The sequence below is a fragment of the Caulobacter sp. FV2ps19 genome (assembly GCF_058681035.1).
Window position 1 is genome coordinate 3928823 of the sequence record NZ_CM178729.1, and the last position, 19252, is coordinate 3948074.

Here is a 19252-nt window from a genome sequence, read left to right on the forward strand (position 1 = left end):
CCATGACCCTTGACGACGCCCTAGAGATCGAAACCGAGACCCGCACGGGCGCCATCAAGATCCATACGGCCGCCGATTTCGAGGGCATGCGCAAGGCCGGCAAGTTGGCCGCCGAATGCCTGGACATGCTGATCCCCCACGTGGTTCCGGGCGTGTCGTCGGACCATCTGGACACCCTGGCCCGCGAGTTCATCCTCGACCACAAGGCCATTCCGGCCTGCCTGTTCTATCGCGGCTATCCCAAGACGGTCTGCATCTCGCGCAATCACGTGGTCTGCCATGGCATCCCGGGCGACTGGGCCCTGCGCGAGGGCGACATCGTCAATATCGACGTCACGGTCATCGTCGACGGCTGGCATGGCGACACCTCGCGCATGTACGGCGTCGGCGAAGTGGGCCCCCGCGCCCGCCGCCTGGTCGACATAACCTATGAGGGCATGGCCCGTGGCCTGGCCGCCGTGAAGCCCGGCGCGACCCTGGGCGACATCGGTCACGCCATCCAGTCCTATGTCGAGGCCCAGCGCTGCAGCGTGGTCCGCGACTTCTGCGGTCACGGCCTGGGCAAGGTGTTCCACGACGCCCCCAACATCCTGCACTTTGGCCGTCCGGGTCAGGGCGCGGTACTGAAGCCAGGCATGTTCTTCACCGTCGAGCCCATGGTCAATCTGGGCAAGCCGGCCGTGAAGGTGCTGGGCGACGGCTGGACGGCCGTGACCCGCGACAAGTCGCTGTCGGCCCAGTGCGAGCACTCGATCGGCGTCACCGAGGACGGCTACGAGATCTTCACCGGCTCGCCCACGGGCCTGTTCCAGCCGCCCATTCTGGGGGTCTGACACCCGCCTCGCCAGGGTCGCCGCTTCATCGGCGACGGAAACGCCCGGCCCCGCCGTTCAACGGATCATGGGCTGGGCTTTCACACCCTGGAGACGCACGTCACATGTCTAGATACGCACCGATCACCCTGGCGCTCGCCGCCAGTGCGCTGATCTCGATCGCGGGCCCCGGCTACGCCGCGCCCAAGGGCCCTGCGACGCTTGACGCCAATGGCGACGGCAAGGTCACCCTGGCGGAATTCCAGGCCGGTCGCGCCGGCCGGATGATGGCCCAACTCGACGCCAACAAGGACGGCAAGCTGTCGAAGGACGAGTTCGCCGCCATGCGCCAAGGCAAGGGCCACGAGGGCAAGGGGCCTGGAGGCAAGGGTCCCGGCGGAAAAGGCGGCGACCGGATGTGGTCCAAGGTCGACGGCAATAATGACGGCTTCCTGTCGCGAGACGAGGTCAACACCCTCTTGGCCAAGCGCTTCGCCCATATGGACGCCAACAATGACGGCGCCTTGACGCCTGACGAGTTGAAGCGTGGCGGCGGCAGGGCCAAGGTCGGGGTCTGACGGATGTGTTCACGCGCGGCGAGGTGAGGTTTGGCGGCCGAGGGGAGCGATCCCGACGAGGCGCTGCTGACGGGGGTAGGCCGGGGCGACCCGGCCGCCGTTCGCCAGTTGCTGGACCGACGCTTGCCGCGCGTGCTCGCCCTGGCCCGCCGGATGTTGAACGACGCCGGCGAGGCCGAGGACGTGGCGCAGGAAACCTTCCTGCGGGCCTGGAAACAGGCGCGGTCGTGGCGGCCGGGCGGCGCCAAGTTCGATACCTGGCTGCACCGGGTGGCCCTGAACCTCTGCTACGATCGCCTGCGACGCCGGCGGGACGTGACGATGGCGCAGCCCCCGGAACAGATCGATACGGGCCCGGCTCCGGACGCCGGGCTGCTGGGCGCGGAGTTGTCGGGTCGAGTCGAAACCGCCCTGGCCGCCCTGCCCCAGCGACAGCGCGAAGCCATCGTGCTGTGCCACCATCAGGGCCTGGGCAATATCGAGGCCGCGGCTCTGATGGGCGTGACGGTGGAAGCGCTGGAAGGCCTTCTGGGCCGTGGACGACGGGCGCTCAGGGTGTCCCTGGCCGATCTGGCGGAGCGCGGACGATGACGGAGGGCAGGACATGATCGAACAGCCATTGTCGCCAGAACGGTTCCAGGTCCTGGCCGAGACCTACGGCGGCGACATCGCCCGCTGGCCTGAGGCCTCTCGGGAACAGGCCCGCGCCCTGCTGGCCCATGATCCCGAAGGCCTGGGCGCCATCCTGGCCGAGGCGTCCGATCTGGACCATCTGCTCGATCTGGCCCCGGCCGGCGCGGTGAGCGCCGCCTTGCTGGGCCGGTTGATCGAAGCGTCGCCGCAGCCGGCCGGAGCGGCGCGGCGCTGGATCGCCGGTCTCGGCGCGGCCCTGGGCCTGGGCGTCGCGGCCCTGGCGGGGCTCACGGCGGGCGTGGCTCTGGAACGAGCTCAACGCCAGAACACTCCCCAAGCCGAGGTGATCGCCGCCGGCTTCGACACCCCCGACCTGTATGAGGCCCTCGAGGAGGCCGGCGCGATATGACCGTTTCCCGCTCTCTGCTGATCGGCCTGATCGTCTCGGCGACCGTCAATGTGTTCCTGGTGGGCGGCATCGCCGGCGTGGCCCTGGCGCGGCGGGCCATGCCCGATCCGTCGCACAGGGTTGAAGTCCAGCCCCAACGCGCGCCCCGCCCGCCCCTGTGGGCCGCCGGGGCGGCGCTTTCGCCAGAAAGCCGCCGGGCCCTGCGCCGGGCGCTGCGCGAGGCCAGCCAGAAAAGCCAGTCAACCGCCGCAGAAGCCCGTCTTGAGCGCCAGGCGGCGATGGAAGCTCTGCGCGCCCAGCCCTATGACGCGGCGGCGGCGGCCCGACATCTGGAGGCCGCCCGAACCCGCGACAGCGCCTCGCGATCGAACGTCGAAGCGGCGCTGGTGAGCTTTGCCGAAACCCTTTCGCCCGAGGAGCGCGCGGCCCTGGCCGACGGCCTGACCCGCGTCTATGCGCCCCGCGTGCGGGCAGATGCTGAAAGAGGCGACGCCGAAAGATGAGCCATGACCATGACGGCGCCGCTCAGCCGCTCCGCCCGAGCACTCAAATTTGCCAGTTTCTGTAACCAAAACGCGCGCCGCTGCGTATCTTCAACAAGAGATGCCTCCGGAGCCCGCCATGCTGATCCGCAACGCCCCCGACCTGACCGAGAACGAGGTCACCCAGCACGGCCTGTATCTGCGACGACGCGAATTCCTGGGGGCGACGGCGGGCCTGGGCCTCACCGGTCTCGCGGGCGCGGTCAGCGCGGCGCCCTTGAGCTATTCCAAGGGCTTCTCGACCACCGAAAAGCCCACCTCAAAAGAAGACATCACCAGCTACAACAACTTCTATGAGTTCGGCGTCGACAAGGGCGATCCCGCCCAGAACGCCGGCCGACTGACCACGCGCCCGTGGACGGTGCGGATCGACGGCGAGTGCGAAGCGCCCCGCACCGTCGACATCGACAGCCTGATCAAGGCGAGCAAGCTGGAAGAGCGCATCTATCGCATGCGCTGCGTCGAGGGCTGGTCGATGGTGATCCCGTGGGTAGGCTTCCCGCTCAAGGACCTGATCGCCTCGGTCAAGCCGACCTCCAAGGCCAAGTACGTCGCCTTCGAAACCCTGGTGCGCCCTTCGGAAATGCCGGGGCAGGCCGACAATATCCTGGACTGGCCCTATCGCGAGGGCCTTCGGATCGACGAGGCCACGCACCCCCTGACCCTGATGGCCGTCGGTCTGTATGGCGAAACCCTGCCCAACCAGAACGGCGCGCCGCTGCGGCTGGTCGTGCCGTGGAAATATGGCTTCAAGGGCGCCAAGTCGATCGTGCGCATCACCCTCACCGACCGCCAGCCGGCCACGGCCTGGAACCGGCTGGCGCCGCGCGAATACGGCTTCTATTCCAACGTCAACCCGGCGGTCGATCACCCCCGATGGTCGCAGGCCACCGAGCGGCGCATCGGCGAGTTCCGCCGCCGCGACACCCTGCCGTTCAACGGCTATGGCGAATGGGTGGCCGACCTCTATCGCGGCATGGACCTGAAGAAGTTCTACTGATGGTCGCCAAGACGTCGGCGCGCAAACGCCCCTCCAAACTGCGAGACAACCTCGTCTACGCCCTGGTCTGGCTGGCCTGTTTCGCGCCGCTGGCCTGGCTGGCGTGGAAGGGCTTCAACGGCGATCTGGGCGCCAATCCGATCGAGAAGCTGATCCGGCAGCTGGGCGTCTGGGGCCTGCGGCTGCTATTGGTCGGCCTGGCGATCACCCCGCTGGCCCGGATCTTCAAGCAGCCGCGACTGGTGCGGTTTCGGCGCACGGTGGGCCTGTTCGCCTTCAGCTACATCGTGCTGCACCTGCTGAGCTATGTCGGGGTCGACCTGTTCTTCGACGTCAACCAGCTGTGGAAGGACATCCTCAAGCGACCGTTCATCACCCTGGGCATGGGCGCCTTCGTGCTGCTGATCCCGCTGGCGGTGACCTCGACCAACGGCTGGGTGATCCGCATGGGCCGCGCGAGCTGGCAAAGGCTGCACTGGCTGATCTATCTGATCGCCCCGCTGGGCGTCGCCCACTACTACCTGCTGGTCAAGGCCGACCACCGCCCGCCGCTGATCTATGCGGCGGTGTTCGCGGTGCTGATGAGCTGGCGGGTTTGGGATCGGGTGCGGAGGCGGGCCTAGTCACTCGCCCCCTCCGCGCCTGCGGCGCTCCTCCCCCGGAGGGGGAAGATGATCTCGTCTTCCCCCTCCGGGGGAGGACGGGCGCGAAGCGGCCCGGAGGGGGCAAGTGGTCCAACCTACTTCGCCGCCACGCTCTTGGCATAGGCCTGGGCCTGGCCGATCAGACGCAACACATTGCCGCTCCAGATCGCCTCGATGTCGGCGTCGCTATAGCCCTCGGCCTTCAGGCGCGCGGTGATCTTGGGCAGGTCGGCCACGTCTTCCAGGCCCTCGCCGCCGCCGCCGCCGTCCCAGTCGGCGCCGACGCAGACGCCCTTGGGTCCGGTGATCTTCAGAGTGTGCAACATGCTGCTCATGAAGATCTCGAAATTGGCGCGCACCGGCGGATAGGCCTTGTCGACCGCGACGCGCTTGGCCATCCAGTCAACGATCTGGGCCTGGGTCGCCTCGTCGCCCGGATAGCGGGGGAGCGTTTCCAGCGCCGCCTTGCGCTCGGGGCTCGGTGCGGCCGAGGCGATCAGATAGACAGAGTTGATGCAGACCGCCCCGCCGCTCTCGGCGATCTTCTTGATACGGGCGTCGTCCAGATTGCGCGGGTGGTCGAAGATCGCCTTGGCGCCCGAGTGCGAGGCGATGATCGGAACCTTGGACAGGGCCACCGACTGGTCGACCACGTCGTCCGAGGCGTGGCTGACATCGATCAGAATGCCCAGACGGTTGGCCTCGGCGATCCAGCGCAGGCCCAGCGGCGAATAGCCGTTCCAGATCTTGCCCTTGGGGTCGGTCGAGCTGTCGGCGAACTGGTTGTTGCGGAAGTGCACCGGCCCGGCCATCCGCACGCCCGCCTGGTAGAAGGTCTGCATCAGGGTGAGATCCTCACCCATCGGCCAGCTGTTCTCGATGCTCTGGAAGACGAAGATCTTGCCGGCCTTGTTGATCCGCACCGCGTCTTCGGGCGTGAAGGCCAGCTCGAAGGCGTCAGGATGGGCGGCGACCATTTCGCGGATCTCGACGGCGCGCTTGAGGGCGAAGTCGCGCGCGAAGCGATAGCCCTCGGCGGTCAGGTCACCCTGGCCGGTGTAGATCACGAAGAAGCCGCCATCCAGGCCGCCGGCCTTCATGCGTGGCAGGTCCACCTGGGTGCCGTCCATGCGCACCGCGTGGCCCTCCATCATGCTCCAGCCGGGCCGCGAAAAATGCTCGGGCGTATCCAGGTGAGTGTCCAGGGTCAGCATCTTCTGGTGCGCGGCCAGGTCGGCCTTGGAGACGGCGGACTTGGGCGCGGGCGGCGTCGCAGCGACGGCGGCGGTGGCGAGCAGGGCGGCGGAGCCCAACAGGGCGGTCAGCAGACGATAGGACATCAAGGCTCCGGGGATGGACGCGAACTGAGAAGGCCAAGCTCGGGGATGGCCACCACCCCGTCAAGCCGCGCCGGCTGCATTTGGATCAGTTGCCCGGCCCCGGCGCAACGTCGCGCCACCCTCGCCGGGCTCAGCCCTCCCAAACGCAGAAGGGCGAGCGACACAAATCCGCTGGACGGGACAGCGGGCGCGCGCCGACACTGGCGCGTGATCGTGAACCGCATCGGAGTCCGCCCATTTCCGCCGTCCCTCTCCTGAACCTGGCGGTAGCGCTGGGGGTCGGCCTGCTGATCGGCGCGGAGCGCGAGCGCCGCAAGGTCCAGCGCCCGGCCCCGTCGGCGGCGGGACTGCGCACCTTTTCCGTAGCCAGCCTGGCCGGCGCGATCAGCCTGGGGGTCGGCGGGCCGATCCTGCTGGCCGTGATCACGGCGGCGGTCGCCGCGTTCGCCGCCCTCAGCTATTGGCGCGCCCGGGCCGAGGATGATCCCGGCCTGACCACCGAGATCGCCCTGGTGCTGGCGGTGCTGGTCGGGGCCCTGGCGATGCCGGAGCCGAAGCTGGCGGCCGGGGTCGGGGTGGTGGTGGCGATCCTGCTGGCCGCGCGGACCCCGCTGCACCATTTCGTCAGCCAGGTCCTGACCGTGGACGAGGTGCGCGACGCCCTGATCCTGGGCGGGGCCAGCCTGGTCGTCCTGCCCCTGCTGCCCGATCGCGCCATGGGCCCGTTCGACGCCGTCAATCCGCACGCCATCTGGCTGGTCGTGGTGCTGGTGCTGGCCATCGGGGCCGGCGGCCACGTCGCGGTGCGCAGCTTTGGCGCGCGGTTTGGCCTGCCGATCGCCGGACTGGCCTCAGGCTTTATCTCCAGCACGGCCACCATCGGGGCCATGGCCGCGCGGGTGGCCGCGACGCCGGCCGTGCTGCCGGCGGCGGTGGCCGGGGCGGTGCTGTCGACCGTCGCCACGATCGTCCAGATGACCCTGGTGATCGCCGCCGTCGACCTGCCGACCCTGATGGTCATGCGGGGCCCTTTGCTGTGCGCGGGTCTGGCGGCGGCGGCCTATGGCGCGGTGTTCACGATCCTGGCCCTGCGGCGCCCGGCCAGGGACGAGCCCGACCCCGGCCAGGCGTTCAGCCTGACCTCGGCCCTGACCTTCGCCCTGACCCTGGGCGTGATCCTGGTCGCCTCGGCGGCGCTGCGGACGTGGTTCGGCGATGCGGGCGTCATCGCCGGCGCCGCCTTGGCCGGCCTGGTCGACGCCCATGCCGCGGCGATCTCGACCGCCTCGCTGGTCGCGTCCGGCAAGATCGCGCCCAGCGACGCCGTCCTGCCGATCCTCGCCGGCCTGACGACCAACACCGTCAGCAAGCTGATCCTCACCCTGGCCGGCGGCCGGCGCGATTTCGCCTGGCGGGTCGCGCCCGGCCTGGCCCTGGTGGCCGCCGCCGCCTGGCTGGGCGCCCTGATCACGCTCTGATCCGTTAGGGTCGCGACCTCAGATCAGACCCAGCGCCTTGAAACTGGCCACGCCCTCGCGGCCCACCACCAGATGGTCGTGGACATTGATCTTCAGGGCCCGGCCGGCCTCGATCACCTGCTTGGTCATGTCGATATCGGGCCGCGATGGGGTGGGATCGCCCGAGGGATGATTGTGCAGCAGGATGATGTTGGAGCTGGACAGCTCCAGCGCCCGCCGCATCACCTCGCGCGGATAGACCGGGGCGTGGTCGACCGTGCCGTGGTTCATGACCTCATCGGCGATCAACTGGTTCTTCTTGTCCAGAAACAGCACCCGGAACTGCTCGCGCGGCTCATGGGCCAGGGCGACGCGGACATAGCCCAGCAGGGCGCTCCAGGATGAGATCACCGGCCGCTTGCCGATCTTGTCGCGCCCGGCCCGCAGGGTGGCTTCGTGCAGCAGCTTGATATCCAGGGCGGCGGTCTCGCCCACCCCGGGCACGGTCTTCAGCTCCTCCAGGGTCGCGCCGATCACCTGGCCGAACGAGCCGAACCGCGCCAGCAACGCCTTGGCCATCGGCTTGACGTCACCGCGCGCGAAGGTGCGAAACAGATAGAGCTCCAGCAGCTCATAGTCGGGTAGAGCGACCAACCCGCCGGCCCGGGCTCTGTCACGCAGGCGCTCACGATGGCCCTGATGGTGGGCCGCCGGCGTCGCATCTGAAACGCCCAAGGATCGCGCGCTGACCATGTCGACTCCGCATCGGAGGCGATCACTGTGGCTTAAACATCTCAAGGTTGTCTAGGGGTGATGTGGGCCCGAGGTCGACGCCGGCCGCCCTGGTCGAAGGCCTCTAGATCTGCCCCGTCGCCACCAGCTTGCCCAGCAAGGCGTTGACGCGCGTCTGCCACCCTGGACCGCTCCCCCGCAGGTGCTCCACCGTCTTCGCATCCAGACGAATTTTCACCTCCACTTTTGGCGCTTCCAGCTTCGGGCGTCCCCGCCGGGACGGCTGCATCCCAGCCATGAAAGCCGCATCCATCGGCGGGTTGTCGTCGTGCCGCTCCGGGTCAAACTTGATCATGATAGAACCTCACCTCATGCTTTTCCGCGAGACGCAGGCTGATCGCGCGAACCGCGTTTTCATGGGAGCCTTCGGTGAAGATCAGCACATGAAGGCGCTCGCCGATCAGTCCCAAGGCGACAAACCGGACCTCTCCATAGTCAAAGCGATCATCCTCGCGCTCAAACGCCGTGTCCCAATTGAGCCCTTCCGCAGCCCGCAAGGAAACGCCGTGCTTGGCGATATTCATCGCATCTTTGGCAGGGTCGAACTCGACATCCATTTAATTTGTGCACCCATTAAATCGAGGTGGCAAGGATTTTTGTGCACCCAAAAATGTACGCCTATAGCGCCCTCACCCCTCCGCCCCCATCACCGTGCCGAACGCCGCCCGCGCCTCGAGCTTGGCCTTGGCCAGCCGGGTCTTCAACGCCGTGAAGGTGCGCGCGTGACCGGCCCTCGCCAGCAGGGCCTTGAAGGCCTTGGGCTCGGCGTCCGGATCGCCGCCGTCCTCCAGCGCCACCTTGATCAGTTGCGACAGGTCCTGCTCCAGCCGCCAGGCGGTTTCCAGACAGGCCAGGGCGGCGTCATCTCCCAGGCCCGCCTTGCGCAGCGCGGCCAGGGCGTCGCCGGTGTTTTGGGCCAGCGGCCCGCCCTCGGCGGCGTGTTTCAGCTGCAGAAACTGGGCGACGAACTCGATATCGACCAGCCCGCCAGGGGTCAGCTTCAGGTCCCAGACGCCCTGGCCGGGGCGTTCCTGCTCCATCAGCGCGCGCATCTCCAGCACGTCGGCGGCGGTCTTGATCGGGTCGCGCGGCCGGCGCAGGGCCGCAGCGATCGCCGCCTCGGCCCGGATCTGGAAGGCCGGCGAACTGGCCCACATCACCCGGGCTCGGGTCAGGGCCAGGAGCTCCCAGGTCTCGGCCTCGGTGGCGTAATAGTCCTCGAAGGCGGCGAAACTGACCGCCACCGGCCCCTTGGTGCCCGAGGGCCGCAGCTTCAAGTCCACCTCGTACAGCGTCCCCTCCCCGGTCGGCGCGGACAGGGCCGAGGTCAGGCGCTGGGTGAAGCGGGCATAGAAGCTCTCGGCGCTCCAGGCCTTGATCGACGACATCCCCGCCGGATCTTCGGCTGCGTAGAGGGTCATCAGGTCAAGGTCCGACTTGGCGGTCATCTCGCGCGAGCCGGCCTTGCCCAGGGCCACCACGGCGACCTGACCGGGGAAGGCGCCGCCCAGGCGCTCGGTCTCGGCCAGGGCGGCAGGGGCCAGGCCGCCGACGATCAGATCGCCCAGACCCGCAAAGGCCGCGCCCACGTCGCGCGCGCCGGCCGTGCCGCTCATCACCCGCACCCCGATGCGAAAGCTCTGGTCGCGAAACAGCCGCCGGGCGGCGTTCATCGCGCCCTCATAGTCAGCCGGATCCCAGGCCGCGATCTCGGGAACCGCCATCGGGCCGAAGAAGGCCGGGTCCAACAGGGCGTCCAAGGCCGTCGGCCGCCGGGCCAGGGTGGCGGCCAGGCGCGGAGCGAAGGCCATCACCTCGACGATCAGCTCGAACAGGCGGGGCTGGGCCAGGAACAGCGACTGGATCTGCACGCCGGAACTCAAGGAGGCGAAGAAGTCGGCGAAACGGTTGAAGGCCGTGTCGGGGGCGCCCGTGGCGTTGGCGGCGTCCAGCAGGCGTGGGGCCAGGCGGGTGAACAGCTCGCGCCCGCGCTCGGTGCGGGTGGCGGCGATGCGGCCATGGTGCCAGCTGCGGATGGTGGCGGCTACACGCTCGGGGCTGGGAAAGCCCATGCGTTTCAGCGTGGCCAGGGTCTCGGGATCATCCTCGACCCCGGTGAACACCAGGCTGCCAAAGCGCGAGGACAGTTCCTCTTCGCCGGCGAACAGGCGACCATAGCGGACATTGACGCCCTTCAGGATCCTGCCGACGGCGGCGTCGAACACGCGCAGATGACCCTCGCCCCACAGAGCCGCGACCTTCTTGCGATCGGCGTCGGACTCCGGAAGCTTGTGGGTCTGCTCGTCGGCGATCATCTGAGCGCGATGCTCCAGGGCCCGCAGATCCTGATAGGCGCGGGACAGCCAGGCCGCGTCCTCGGCGGTGACATGGCCGGCCGCCGCCAGGGCCGCCAGGGCGTCCAGGGTGCGCGGGCTGCGCAGATCACTCTGACGCCCACCCAGGATCAATTGCTGGGTCTGGACGAAGAACTCGATCTCGCGGATGCCGCCCCGGCCCAGTTTCAGGTCCGCGCCCTTGGCGGTCAGTCGGTCATCGACCTTGTAGGTATGGATCTGGCGCTTGATCGAATGGATGTCGGCGATGGCCGCGAAATCCAGATTCTTGCGCCAGATGAATGGCTGAAGTTCGGCCAGGAACGCTTCGCCCTGGGCGATGTCGCCGGCCGCGATCCGCGCCTTGATATGGGCGGCGCGCTCCCAGTTCTGGCCGACGGTCTCGTAATATTCCAGGGCCGCGTCGACGGGCATGGCCGGCGGGGTCGAGGACGGGTCGGGGCGCAGGCGTAGGTCGATGCGGAACACATAGCCGTCGGCGGTGCGCTCCTGCAGGATCCGGCCCAGATGGTTGGCGATGCGCACCGCCACGCCCTGGGGCTCGATCCCCTCGGCCACGGGCAGTTTCTCAGGCGCGTAGAAGATCGAAAAATCGATATCGCTGGAATAGTTCAGCTCGAACGCGCCATGCTTGCCCATGGCGATGCAGAACAGGCCCATAGCCGGGCCGGCTTCGGTCTCGCCGATCGCCGTCAGGGCGCCGCGATCCACCTCCAGCCGCACGGCCTGGGCCAGGGCGGCGCGTAAGGACGCGTCGGCGAAGCGGGTCAGGGCCCCGGTCACCGCGTCCAGGTCCCAGACCCCGCCCAGGTCACACAGGGCGGTCAGCAGGTGCAGGTCGGCCTTCAACTCGCGCAAGGCTTTGCGAGCGGTCTCGAAGTCCGGCTCGGCGGCGACCGAGTCAGCGGCGGCCAGGATCGTGGCCAGGCGGTCAAGCGGGTCCGCGTTCAGGATCGAGGGCAGCCGCGCCGCGTCGCGTCTCGCCAGGCCGGCCAGATAGGACGAGGCCGCGAACACCGGGGCCAGGGCCGGCCACGCCGCCTCGACATCGACCGCCGCCGCCTCGCCGACCTTGCGCAGGAGGGTCTCATGGGCCCGTTCGGCCGCCTTGGCGTCAACGATCGGACCACAGCGGGCGAGGCGTTCAAGCAGACGAGTCATGGGCCGCACCGTGGCCCGGCGCGGCCAAGCGAGCAAGGCAGGCGCTTGACGGCTCATTTTACAATTGTAAGCATAGTAATATCGGCGACGACCAACTTGGGTGGGGAAACGCGTGATGCTAGCTGAACTGCTCGCCATGACCCTGATGCGGGCCCAGATCGCGGCGGCGGCGGCGGTCGTGCTGGTCCTGGCCCTGCGGCTGCCCGTCCGGCGCCTGTTTGGCCCGCGCCTGGCCTATGGCCTGTGGGCGATCGTGCCGGCGGCGGCGGCGGCCAGCGCCTTTCCCAGCCTGGCCGAAACACTGGAAGTCGGCGCGCCCGCTGCGCCTCTCGGCTCGGACCTGGCGATGCGACTGCTGATCCTTTGGCTCGGCGGCGCGGCGGCGGCGACCGCTCTTGTCGCCTGGCAGGAGCACGCCTTTCGGCGCCGCGCTGCGCGCGGTCAGGCCGGCCCGGCGGTCATGGGCGTACTGTGGCCCAGGATCGTTCTGCCCGCCGACTTCGCCCAGCGCTTCGAAGCCCGCGAGCGCGAGCTGATTCAACTTCACGAACGGACCCACATCCATCGCGGCGACCCGGTGGCCAATCTGGCTATCGTCGGGTGCCAGCTGCTGGGCTGGTTCAACCCGTTGATCCAGTTGGGCGCGGCCTTCGTCCGCATCGACCAGGAACTGGCCTGCGACGCCACGGTTCTGGCCCTGCGTCGACATATCCGCGTGGACTATGCCAGGGCCCTTTTGAAGGCGCAGATGGCGCAGGGCTCCTCGCCTCTGGCCTGCGGCTGGGCGACCCATCCGCTGGTCTTGCGCGTCAGCCTGCTGAGCCGACGCGAACCCAGCCGCCGCCGCGAGATCGCCGGATTCCTGACCCTGACCGCCCTGGCGGTCGCTGCATTCCTGACGGTGTGGACCGTCGCGCCGCGCGGACTGGACCAGTATGAACTGGCCCCGGTCGCGCCAGAAGGGCCCGCCAAGCTTTAGCCAGCCCGAGCGGCCGCCCGTCCGTAGAGCCCGGCGATCGTCGCGATGGCCGCCTCGGCCTCGGACCGGCTGGCGGTCTCGTTGTCGTCGTTATAGCCCCAGCCCTCGGTCTCGCCGACATACTGCACGACGACACCGTCACGCCGGGGCAAGATCGAGACGTGCTTGTAATAGAGGCCGTAGGTCAACTCGGGCTGCGGCATCAGCCAGGCGATCTGGCCGCGCACCGGCACGATGCTCTCGTCCTTCCACAGCGCCCGCGCGCCATAGCCGGTGCAGTTGACCACCACCGCCTGCTTGAGCACCGCAAGATCGGCAGGAGTATTGAAGGTCATGGTCTCGATCTTGCCGCCGGCCAGCAGATAGTCGGTCATCAGCAGGTGGCCGTATTCGGCGACATTGAACTGCATCGATGAGGCGCGCCGCACATAGGGGGTCGGGAAGGGATGGCTGCCCGGCGCCAGATCTACACCGCGCGGGGTGATGTCACGCACCCGCTCCACATAGTCGACGAACTGCACGCCATTGGGATCATGCGGCGTGGTGCGGCCGGGACCAGGGGCGGTGTCGAACAGGTTGTAGCGGTCGGTCCAGCTCACCGGATCGCCGGCCAGGCCAAGATAGGTCTGATAGGCCTTGTAGGAGGTGCGGCACATCTCCTCCCACTGCGCCTCGAAACCGGGCGCAGTGGCGCCGACGGCCGCGATGCGCGAGTCGGGCGACCAGGTGCCGGTGGCCCGCGCCGAACGCGTATAGGGCAAGCGTTCGCTGGCATAGATGGTGACATTGGCCCCGGCCCGCCGCAGCAGGGTGGCCGTGGTCAGGCCCAGGGCGCCGCAGCCGATCACGGCGATGTCGCGCGCGCCGGTCGACATGGCGTTCTTGGCCGCGATGGTTCCCGAACCCCACGACAGCGACCAGCCGCTGCCGCCATGGCCGTAGTTGTGGACCACCGTCTTGTCGCCGACCGTCTCGACATCCAGGCGCGGGCCAGCCTTGCGGAACGGCCGCAGACAGACGGTGATCTTGGAGATCCGGTCGGGGCGCATGCGGATCGGCGGCAGCGACGGCACGGCGTCGAACGATCCAAGGCCGTTGGACAACGGGCCCGGCCGCATCATCTGGCCCGGCGCGCAGCCGGCCACGCCCATCAACCCCAAGCCGCCCAGACTAGCCAGCAGCCGCCGCCGACTGGTCATCGGATCGATTTGCAAAGTCATGCCGGGCCCCCGCATCTGTATCACCGAACGATATCCTGGACCGCGCCAGCCCAGCGTTCGACCCCTGACGGGCGCGTCATCCGCTGTTGGGCTCGCCGCGCCACTTAAGTGGGCGCCGTGCCTGGCGGAAAGGGTCAGCGGGCGCTCTGACCTCATGCGGTATGAATTTTTAACGCGCCACCTCTAGTGGTGGAGGAACGGGTTCGCCCCATGATCAAAAGAACACTACGGGCGCGGCGTCTGCGATGCTTATGAAAAACGCGGATCTCATCCATTCCAGGTTCGACGATCGGGCTCGCCTGACGCCAGGGGCCCTCGCGATCGCCGGCGGCGAGCGAGCCATCACCTACGGCCAACTGGACGTCCTATCGAACCGGCTCGCCGTCCGGATCAGCCGCAAGGCCGACGGCGGCCTGGTGGCGATCCTCGCCGAGCGCGGTGCGCATGTGGTGGTCGCGGCCCTCGCGTGCGCGCGAGCGGGCAGCCCCTTCGTGATCCTCGACCTGGCCTATCCGGCCGCACGCCTTGGCGAGATGCTCGAGCTCTGCCAGCCCCGGCTGCTGCTCGCGGCCAAGGACGAGGTCCTGGAGGATCTGTCGCAGCTTGGCCTGCCGGGCATCCTCGTCGGTCTGGACCAAGGCCTGCAGGGCAGTTCAGACGTCGAGGGCCTCATCCGAGAGATCTCGCCCGACGACGCCGCCTATCTGCTCTTCACCTCGGGCAGCACTGGCGCGCCCAAGTGTGTGGTCGTGTCACATCGGCCGCTGATCAATTTCGTCGACTGGCAAGCCCGCACCTTCGATCTGGACCAGCGGGACCGCTTCACCCTGCTGTCTGGCCTGTCGCACGACCCGATCCTGCGAGACATCTTCACGCCGCTCAGCCTGGGCGCCTCGATCCACATTCCGACCCAGGCGACCCTGACGGCGCCGGGCGGCCTACACGACTGGTTCCTGAGAACGCGCCCCACCGTCGCCCATATGACGCCTGCGCTAGGTCATCTGCTGACCTCGGTTCGCGACCGAAGCCGGCCGCTGAAAGACCTGCGCTACGTCTTCTGGGGCGGCGATGTGCTGAGACGCGTCACGGTCGAAAGCCTGGCGCGGATCGCGCCCGCCTGTGAGAGCGTCAACTTTTACGGCGCCACCGAAACGCCCCAGGCCGTCAGCGTCTTCCGGACCGCGTCAGCGCCTTGGGACGACAAGGCCCCAATCGGTCAGGCCGTCGATGGCTTTGAAGTCGACATCCGCGCGCCCTCCGGAGCGCGCGCAGGCGACGAGGAGATCGGCGAGATCGTTGTCCGATCCGCCCTGCTGCCGCTGGGCTATGTCGCCAAAGGCCAAAGGCTGTCGACGCGAACCGGTGAACTGCAGACTTACGCAACCGGCGACCTGGGCTATCGCCGCTCTGACGGCCAGATCATGATCCAGGGTCGTGGCGATGATCAGGTCAAGGTCCGCGGCTATCGCGTCGAAATGGCGGAGATCACCGCCGCCGCCCTGAAACTCCCCTATGTCGCCCAGGCGATCACGCTCAATCTCGGCACAACGGATACTCCGCGACTGGGCTGTTTCGTCCAACCCCTGGACGGCGGAGGCGCACTGGACCCCGAGGCGGTCCGCGCCCTGGTGGGGGCCAGCCTCCCCGGCTACATGACGCCGGACGTTGTCACAGTCCTGCCGGCCCTGCCGCTACTGCCCAATGGCAAGATCGACCGCCAGGCCCTGATCGCCGACGAACGTGAAAAACGGATCTCCCCGCCGCTGCCGACGCCCCCTCTGACGCGCGTCGAGGCGACCCTGGTCAAGGACTGGCAAGAGCTGTTTGGGCGTCAGGCCGTCGGCCCCGAAAGCAGCTTCGCTTCATTGGGCGGCGACAGTCTCTCCTATGTGACAGCCTACCTCTCGATTGAGCAGACCTTGGGCGACGTCCCCGATGGCTGGACCACGATGACAATCGCTCAGTTGGCCGCCACCCGGCAAGGTGACGCAAAGCACGGCGTCTTCGCCTGGATCGAGACCGCGATCCTGCTGCGCGCGCTGGCGATCTGCGCCGTGGTGGCCAGCCATTTTCAACTGATCTTCACCGGCGGCAGCGCCACCAGCGCCCTGCTCTGGGTGTCCGGCTACATCTTCGGGACCTTGCAACTCCACGAGATGGAGCACCAGTCGAGCTCAAGGCCGATAGGCCGTCTGCTCAAGGGATTGCTGGCCCCGCTCCTGGCCTATGAGGCCGCCACAGCTCTCCTGAAGCTGATCACCCACGATCCAATCCGCCTCTCCGGCCCGCTGCTCTATACGGATCTGATCGACTATGTCGGGATGCCCACGGCGGGCCCGAACGCCTTTGGCGGGCACGATCTGATCATGTGGTACGTCCATTGCATCGTCCACATCATCCTCATCTATGCGGCGCTGTTCCTGATTTTCAAATACGGGATCAAGGCTGCGCGGCCTGCGCGGGCCGCCGCCGTCGCAGCCGTGGTTCTGGGGCTTATGGGTCGTTTCCTGCTGCCGTTCTTCTTCATCGAAGATTTCGGAAGGGTCGCGCTGAATCCGCTGTCATTCTTCAACCATGCGCCAACAACGCACCTGGCCACCTTCGCCTTGGCGGCGCTCACCGGGCTGACGAGCGATCGCTGGAAGCTCCCCGCCCTGGTCGCGACCGTGGCCTATGCGGCGGTGAGCAGCATCTTCTATGGCGCGGCGGACGCCCTCGCTGTCGCCCCCATCGCCGCGGTGCTGTTCGTCGCTCCAAAGCTGCCCCTGCCCCGCATTCTGTTGACGCCCATCTATCTGGTGGCCGGCGCGTCGTTCTTTATCTACCTGCTCCATTTCAAGCTCTTGGCTGTCTTCACCCACCTCACCAACGCCCATCTGGTCTGGGCCTGGGTCGGCGCGCTGGCGTTCGGCGTGGCCGCCTGGAGCGCGTGGAACTGGGGGCTAAAGACTGTCGGCGGACTGTGGGCGTCCCTTCGAGATGGCAGCGCCCGACGCCCCTTGCCGAACATGAGAACGGGCAAGGCCCAGGCGAGCCGCTAGACCTTAGAGGCTACTCCACCCGCGGCAGCACCAACGCCACCCGTAGCCCCGGCCCAAAGCCGTTATACTCGCCCGGCCCTTCGGCCAGCTCCAACCGACCGCCGTGCGAGGCGGCCACGGCCTGGACCAGCGACAGACCCAGGCCCGCGCCCGGCTCGCTGCGGCTGTTTTCCAGGCGCACGAAGCGTTGGACGACGCGGGCGCGGTCCTCGTCGGGCACGCCGGGGCCTGTGTCGGTGACCGAAAACTCCAGCTCGCCGGAAGAACGGCGCCGAGCGCGCAGCATCACCGCCCCGCCTTCCGGCGTATATTTGATGGCGTTGTCGAGGATATTGGCCAGAGCTTGGGCGATGAACTCGCGATTGCCACGAATATGGAGCGCGGGGGTGATCTCGGCCTTGAAGTCCAGCCCCTTGTCCTCACAGCTGGCCTCGTACAGCTCGGCCATGTCGCTGGCCAGCTCGCTGGAGTCGAAGCTCTTCTGGTCCGGCGCCTGGCCAGCGGCCTGCAGACGCGCAATGGCCAGGACTGCGTTGAAGGTCTTGAGCACCCCGTCAGCGTCCTGCAGGGCGGTTTCCAGCGCCGCCACCGGATCGCCCTTGCCGTTCTCGGCGTCGATGAGGGCCACTTCCATGCGGGCGCGCAGGCGGGTGAGCGGCGAGCGCAGGTCGTGGGCGATGGCGTCGCCAGCGTGGCGCAGCCCCCCCATCAGCCGCTCGATGCGGTCGAGCATGTCGTTGAGGCCCTCGGCCAGCTCGTCATACTCGTCACGGGCCCCGCGCACCTTGGCCCGGGCCTGCAGGTCGCCGGCCTGGACGGCGGCCACCAGATCGACGAGGCCCTGCATGCTGCGCGAGACATTGCGGCTGATCAGCACCCCACCGACCAGACCCAGCAGGATCACAAGCGCCCCCGCACCCCACAGGGCCCGGACGATCTTGCGGACATAGCCCTCGGAGGCGGCCACGTCGGCGCCGACGAACAGCACCTCGCCGCCCTTCAGCCGCTCCTGAACGCCGCGCGCGGCGTTGCGCATCTCGGCGCCGTCCAGATCGACCTCGGTGACCTTGAAACTGGCCCAGCTGGGACCATCGCCCTCGAAATCGTCGAGCGGCGAAGCCTCGATCGAGCCGGAGATCCGCTTTCCGCTCTTGTCGGCCAGGAAGTACAGGAAAGGCCGGTCGCCGGTGGCCCGCTCGACAATGGCCTGGTTCAGCGCATTGATCCCGCCCAGACGATAGGCGGCCTCCAGGCTCTCCATCTCGCGACTGATCTCGGCGTCCGCGCGGCGGTTCACCTCGCCGGCCGTGGCGATGTAGATATAGCCCAGGAACGCACTGGCGGCGGCCGCGAACAGGGCCAGGAACAGCAGGGTCAGCCGGAACGGCGTGGTGCGGAGAAGGCGCGGCAGGCGCATGGGTTAGCTCTTCTGGCCCAACAGGGCGGCGATGTCGCGCCGCCTACGGATCGAGGCGGTAGCCGGCGCCGCGCACGGTTTGCAGCATCGCGCGGTCGAAGCCCTTGTCGATCTTGCTGCGCAGGCGCGAGACGTGCACGTCGATGACATTGGTCTGCGGGTCGAAATGGTATTCCCAGACCTTTTCCAGCAGCATGGTGCGGGTCACCGACTGGCCGGCGTGACGCATCATGAATTCCAGCAGCTGGAACTCACGCGGCTGGAGGTCGATCTCCTTGCCCGCCCGATGGACCGTGCGGTTGATGAGGTTCATTTCCAGCTCGCCGACCTTCAGGGTCGTGGCCACGGCGCCGGTCTCGCGGCGGCGCGACAGGGCTTCAACGCGAGCCATCAGTTCGGGAAAGGCGTAGGGCTTGACCAGATAGTCGTCGGCGCCGGCCTTCAGGCCCACGACGCGGTCGCTGACCTCACCCAGAGCCGACAGGAACAGCACCGGGGTGTTGTCGCCTTCGCGGCGCAGGGTCTCGACCACCTCGACGCCGTCCTTCTTGGGCATCATGCGATCGACGATCAGCACGTCGAAACCGCCCTTGCCGGCCGCTGTCAGACCCGCTTCGCCATCGGCGGCGTGGACGCACTCGTAGCCGGCCTCGGTGAGACCGTGGCTCATCGCGCCGGCGGCCTCGATATCATCTTCGATGATCAGAATACGCATCAGCTACCCCCTCATGCGTCAAACGGACAGAGACGCGACGTTCTCTCGATTCTGTCCGATCGCGCGAACCTTGGCGAGTGGATAGCGTTTTTGCCCCTACCCGTCCCTTAAACCTTCGACAGATATGAAAAGTCCCGCCCCGGAAGCTCCGAAGCGGG

General features: G+C 68.0%; 18 protein-coding genes. 10 read left to right on the top strand and 8 right to left on the bottom strand.

All coding sequences use genetic code 11. The features are described 5' to 3' along the window. The first annotated feature begins 2 nt into the window (after positions 1 to 2). From map to msrQ, 7 genes are all read left to right on the top strand, one after another. Positions 3 to 833, top strand: a complete 831-nt coding sequence (gene map, locus ACW18B_RS18675; protein WP_492048500.1) for a type I methionyl aminopeptidase — start codon at positions 3 to 5, stop codon at positions 831 to 833. Between the two features lie 104 nt (positions 834 to 937). Next, complete coding sequence (locus ACW18B_RS18680; protein ID WP_492048501.1) at positions 938 to 1390, top strand: EF-hand domain-containing protein; 453 nt, start codon at positions 938 to 940, stop codon at positions 1388 to 1390. A gap of 30 nt (positions 1391 to 1420) precedes the next feature. Then, positions 1421 to 1981: an RNA polymerase sigma factor gene (locus ACW18B_RS18685; protein ID WP_492048502.1), complete on the top strand. Its 561-nt coding sequence runs from the start codon at positions 1421 to 1423 to the stop codon at positions 1979 to 1981. A 13-nt stretch (positions 1982 to 1994) separates the two neighbouring features. Further along, positions 1995 to 2432 carry a hypothetical protein gene (locus tag ACW18B_RS18690; RefSeq protein ID WP_492048503.1) on the top strand — a complete coding sequence of 146 codons (438 nt, stop codon included), beginning with the start codon at positions 1995 to 1997 and terminating at the stop codon, positions 2430 to 2432. Next, entirely contained in the window at positions 2429 to 2935 is a 507-nt protein-coding gene (locus ACW18B_RS18695) for a periplasmic heavy metal sensor (protein WP_492048504.1), read from the top strand. Before ACW18B_RS18690 ends, ACW18B_RS18695 begins: the two co-directional genes overlap by 4 nt. A gap of 100 nt (positions 2936 to 3035) precedes the next feature. Then, on the top strand, positions 3036 to 3974 hold the full coding sequence (gene msrP, locus ACW18B_RS18700) for a protein-methionine-sulfoxide reductase catalytic subunit MsrP (RefSeq protein ID WP_492048505.1): 939 nt from the start codon (positions 3036 to 3038) through the stop codon (positions 3972 to 3974). After that, positions 3974 to 4597: a protein-methionine-sulfoxide reductase heme-binding subunit MsrQ gene (msrQ, locus tag ACW18B_RS18705; protein WP_492048506.1), complete on the top strand. Its 624-nt coding sequence runs from the start codon at positions 3974 to 3976 to the stop codon at positions 4595 to 4597. The genes msrP and msrQ overlap by 1 nt, the downstream gene beginning before the upstream one ends. Positions 4598 to 4713: 116 nt before the next feature. On the opposite strand, the gene ACW18B_RS18710 is transcribed toward msrQ, so the two are convergent. Beyond that, entirely contained in the window at positions 4714 to 5958 is a 1245-nt protein-coding gene (locus ACW18B_RS18710; RefSeq protein ID WP_492048507.1) for a dipeptidase, read from the bottom strand. A gap of 80 nt (positions 5959 to 6038) precedes the next feature. Here ACW18B_RS18710 and ACW18B_RS18715 point away from each other — a divergent pair, with 80 nt between their 5' ends. Beyond that, entirely contained in the window at positions 6039 to 7436 is a 1398-nt protein-coding gene (locus ACW18B_RS18715) for an MgtC/SapB family protein (protein ID WP_492048508.1), read from the top strand. A gap of 18 nt (positions 7437 to 7454) precedes the next feature. Here the strand turns inward: ACW18B_RS18715 and radC are convergent, their stop codons facing one another. The 4 genes from radC to ACW18B_RS18735 all read right to left on the bottom strand — a co-directional run bounded on the left by radC (position 7455) and on the right by ACW18B_RS18735 (position 11722). Further along, the gene (gene radC / locus ACW18B_RS18720) at positions 7455 to 8168 is read right to left on the bottom strand and encodes a RadC family protein (protein ID WP_492048509.1); all 714 of its coding nucleotides are present in this window, start codon (positions 8166 to 8168) and stop codon (positions 7455 to 7457) included. Between the two features lie 103 nt (positions 8169 to 8271). Continuing rightward, positions 8272 to 8502, bottom strand: a complete 231-nt coding sequence (locus ACW18B_RS18725) for a BrnA antitoxin family protein (protein WP_492048510.1) — start codon at positions 8500 to 8502, stop codon at positions 8272 to 8274. Further along, a complete protein-coding gene (locus ACW18B_RS18730) occupies positions 8489 to 8764 on the bottom strand; it encodes a BrnT family toxin (RefSeq protein ID WP_492048511.1) in 276 nt (91 codons plus the stop codon). The genes ACW18B_RS18725 and ACW18B_RS18730 overlap by 14 nt, the downstream gene beginning before the upstream one ends. A gap of 72 nt (positions 8765 to 8836) precedes the next feature. Beyond that, positions 8837 to 11722, bottom strand: coding sequence for a bifunctional [glutamine synthetase] adenylyltransferase/[glutamine synthetase]-adenylyl-L-tyrosine phosphorylase (locus ACW18B_RS18735; protein WP_492048512.1), 2886 nt, complete (start codon positions 11720 to 11722; stop codon positions 8837 to 8839). Positions 11723 to 11837: 115 nt separating this feature from the next. On the opposite strand from ACW18B_RS18735, the gene ACW18B_RS18740 reads away from it, so the two are divergent. Next, positions 11838 to 12701 (top strand): M56 family metallopeptidase, encoded by an 864-nt coding sequence (locus tag ACW18B_RS18740; protein WP_492051787.1) that lies wholly within the window; start codon positions 11838 to 11840, stop codon positions 12699 to 12701. On the opposite strand, the gene ACW18B_RS18745 is transcribed toward ACW18B_RS18740, so the two are convergent. Beyond that, positions 12698 to 13921, bottom strand: a complete 1224-nt coding sequence (locus ACW18B_RS18745) for an FAD-dependent oxidoreductase (protein WP_492048513.1) — start codon at positions 13919 to 13921, stop codon at positions 12698 to 12700. The two genes, ACW18B_RS18740 and ACW18B_RS18745, sit on opposite strands and share 4 nt — an antisense overlap. A 245-nt stretch (positions 13922 to 14166) precedes the next feature. Between ACW18B_RS18745 and ACW18B_RS18750 the strand changes: the two genes are divergently transcribed. Then, on the top strand, positions 14167 to 16962 hold the full coding sequence (locus ACW18B_RS18750) for an AMP-binding protein (protein WP_492048514.1): 2796 nt from the start codon (positions 14167 to 14169) through the stop codon (positions 16960 to 16962). Between the two features lie 10 nt (positions 16963 to 16972). Here ACW18B_RS18750 and ACW18B_RS18755 read toward each other — a convergent pair whose 3' ends face one another. After that, positions 16973 to 18379 (bottom strand): sensor histidine kinase, encoded by a 1407-nt coding sequence (locus ACW18B_RS18755; protein ID WP_492048515.1) that lies wholly within the window; start codon positions 18377 to 18379, stop codon positions 16973 to 16975. Between the two features lie 43 nt (positions 18380 to 18422). Beyond that, entirely contained in the window at positions 18423 to 19094 is a 672-nt protein-coding gene (locus ACW18B_RS18760; protein ID WP_492048516.1) for a response regulator transcription factor, read from the bottom strand. Positions 19095 to 19252 lie beyond the last annotated feature (158 nt).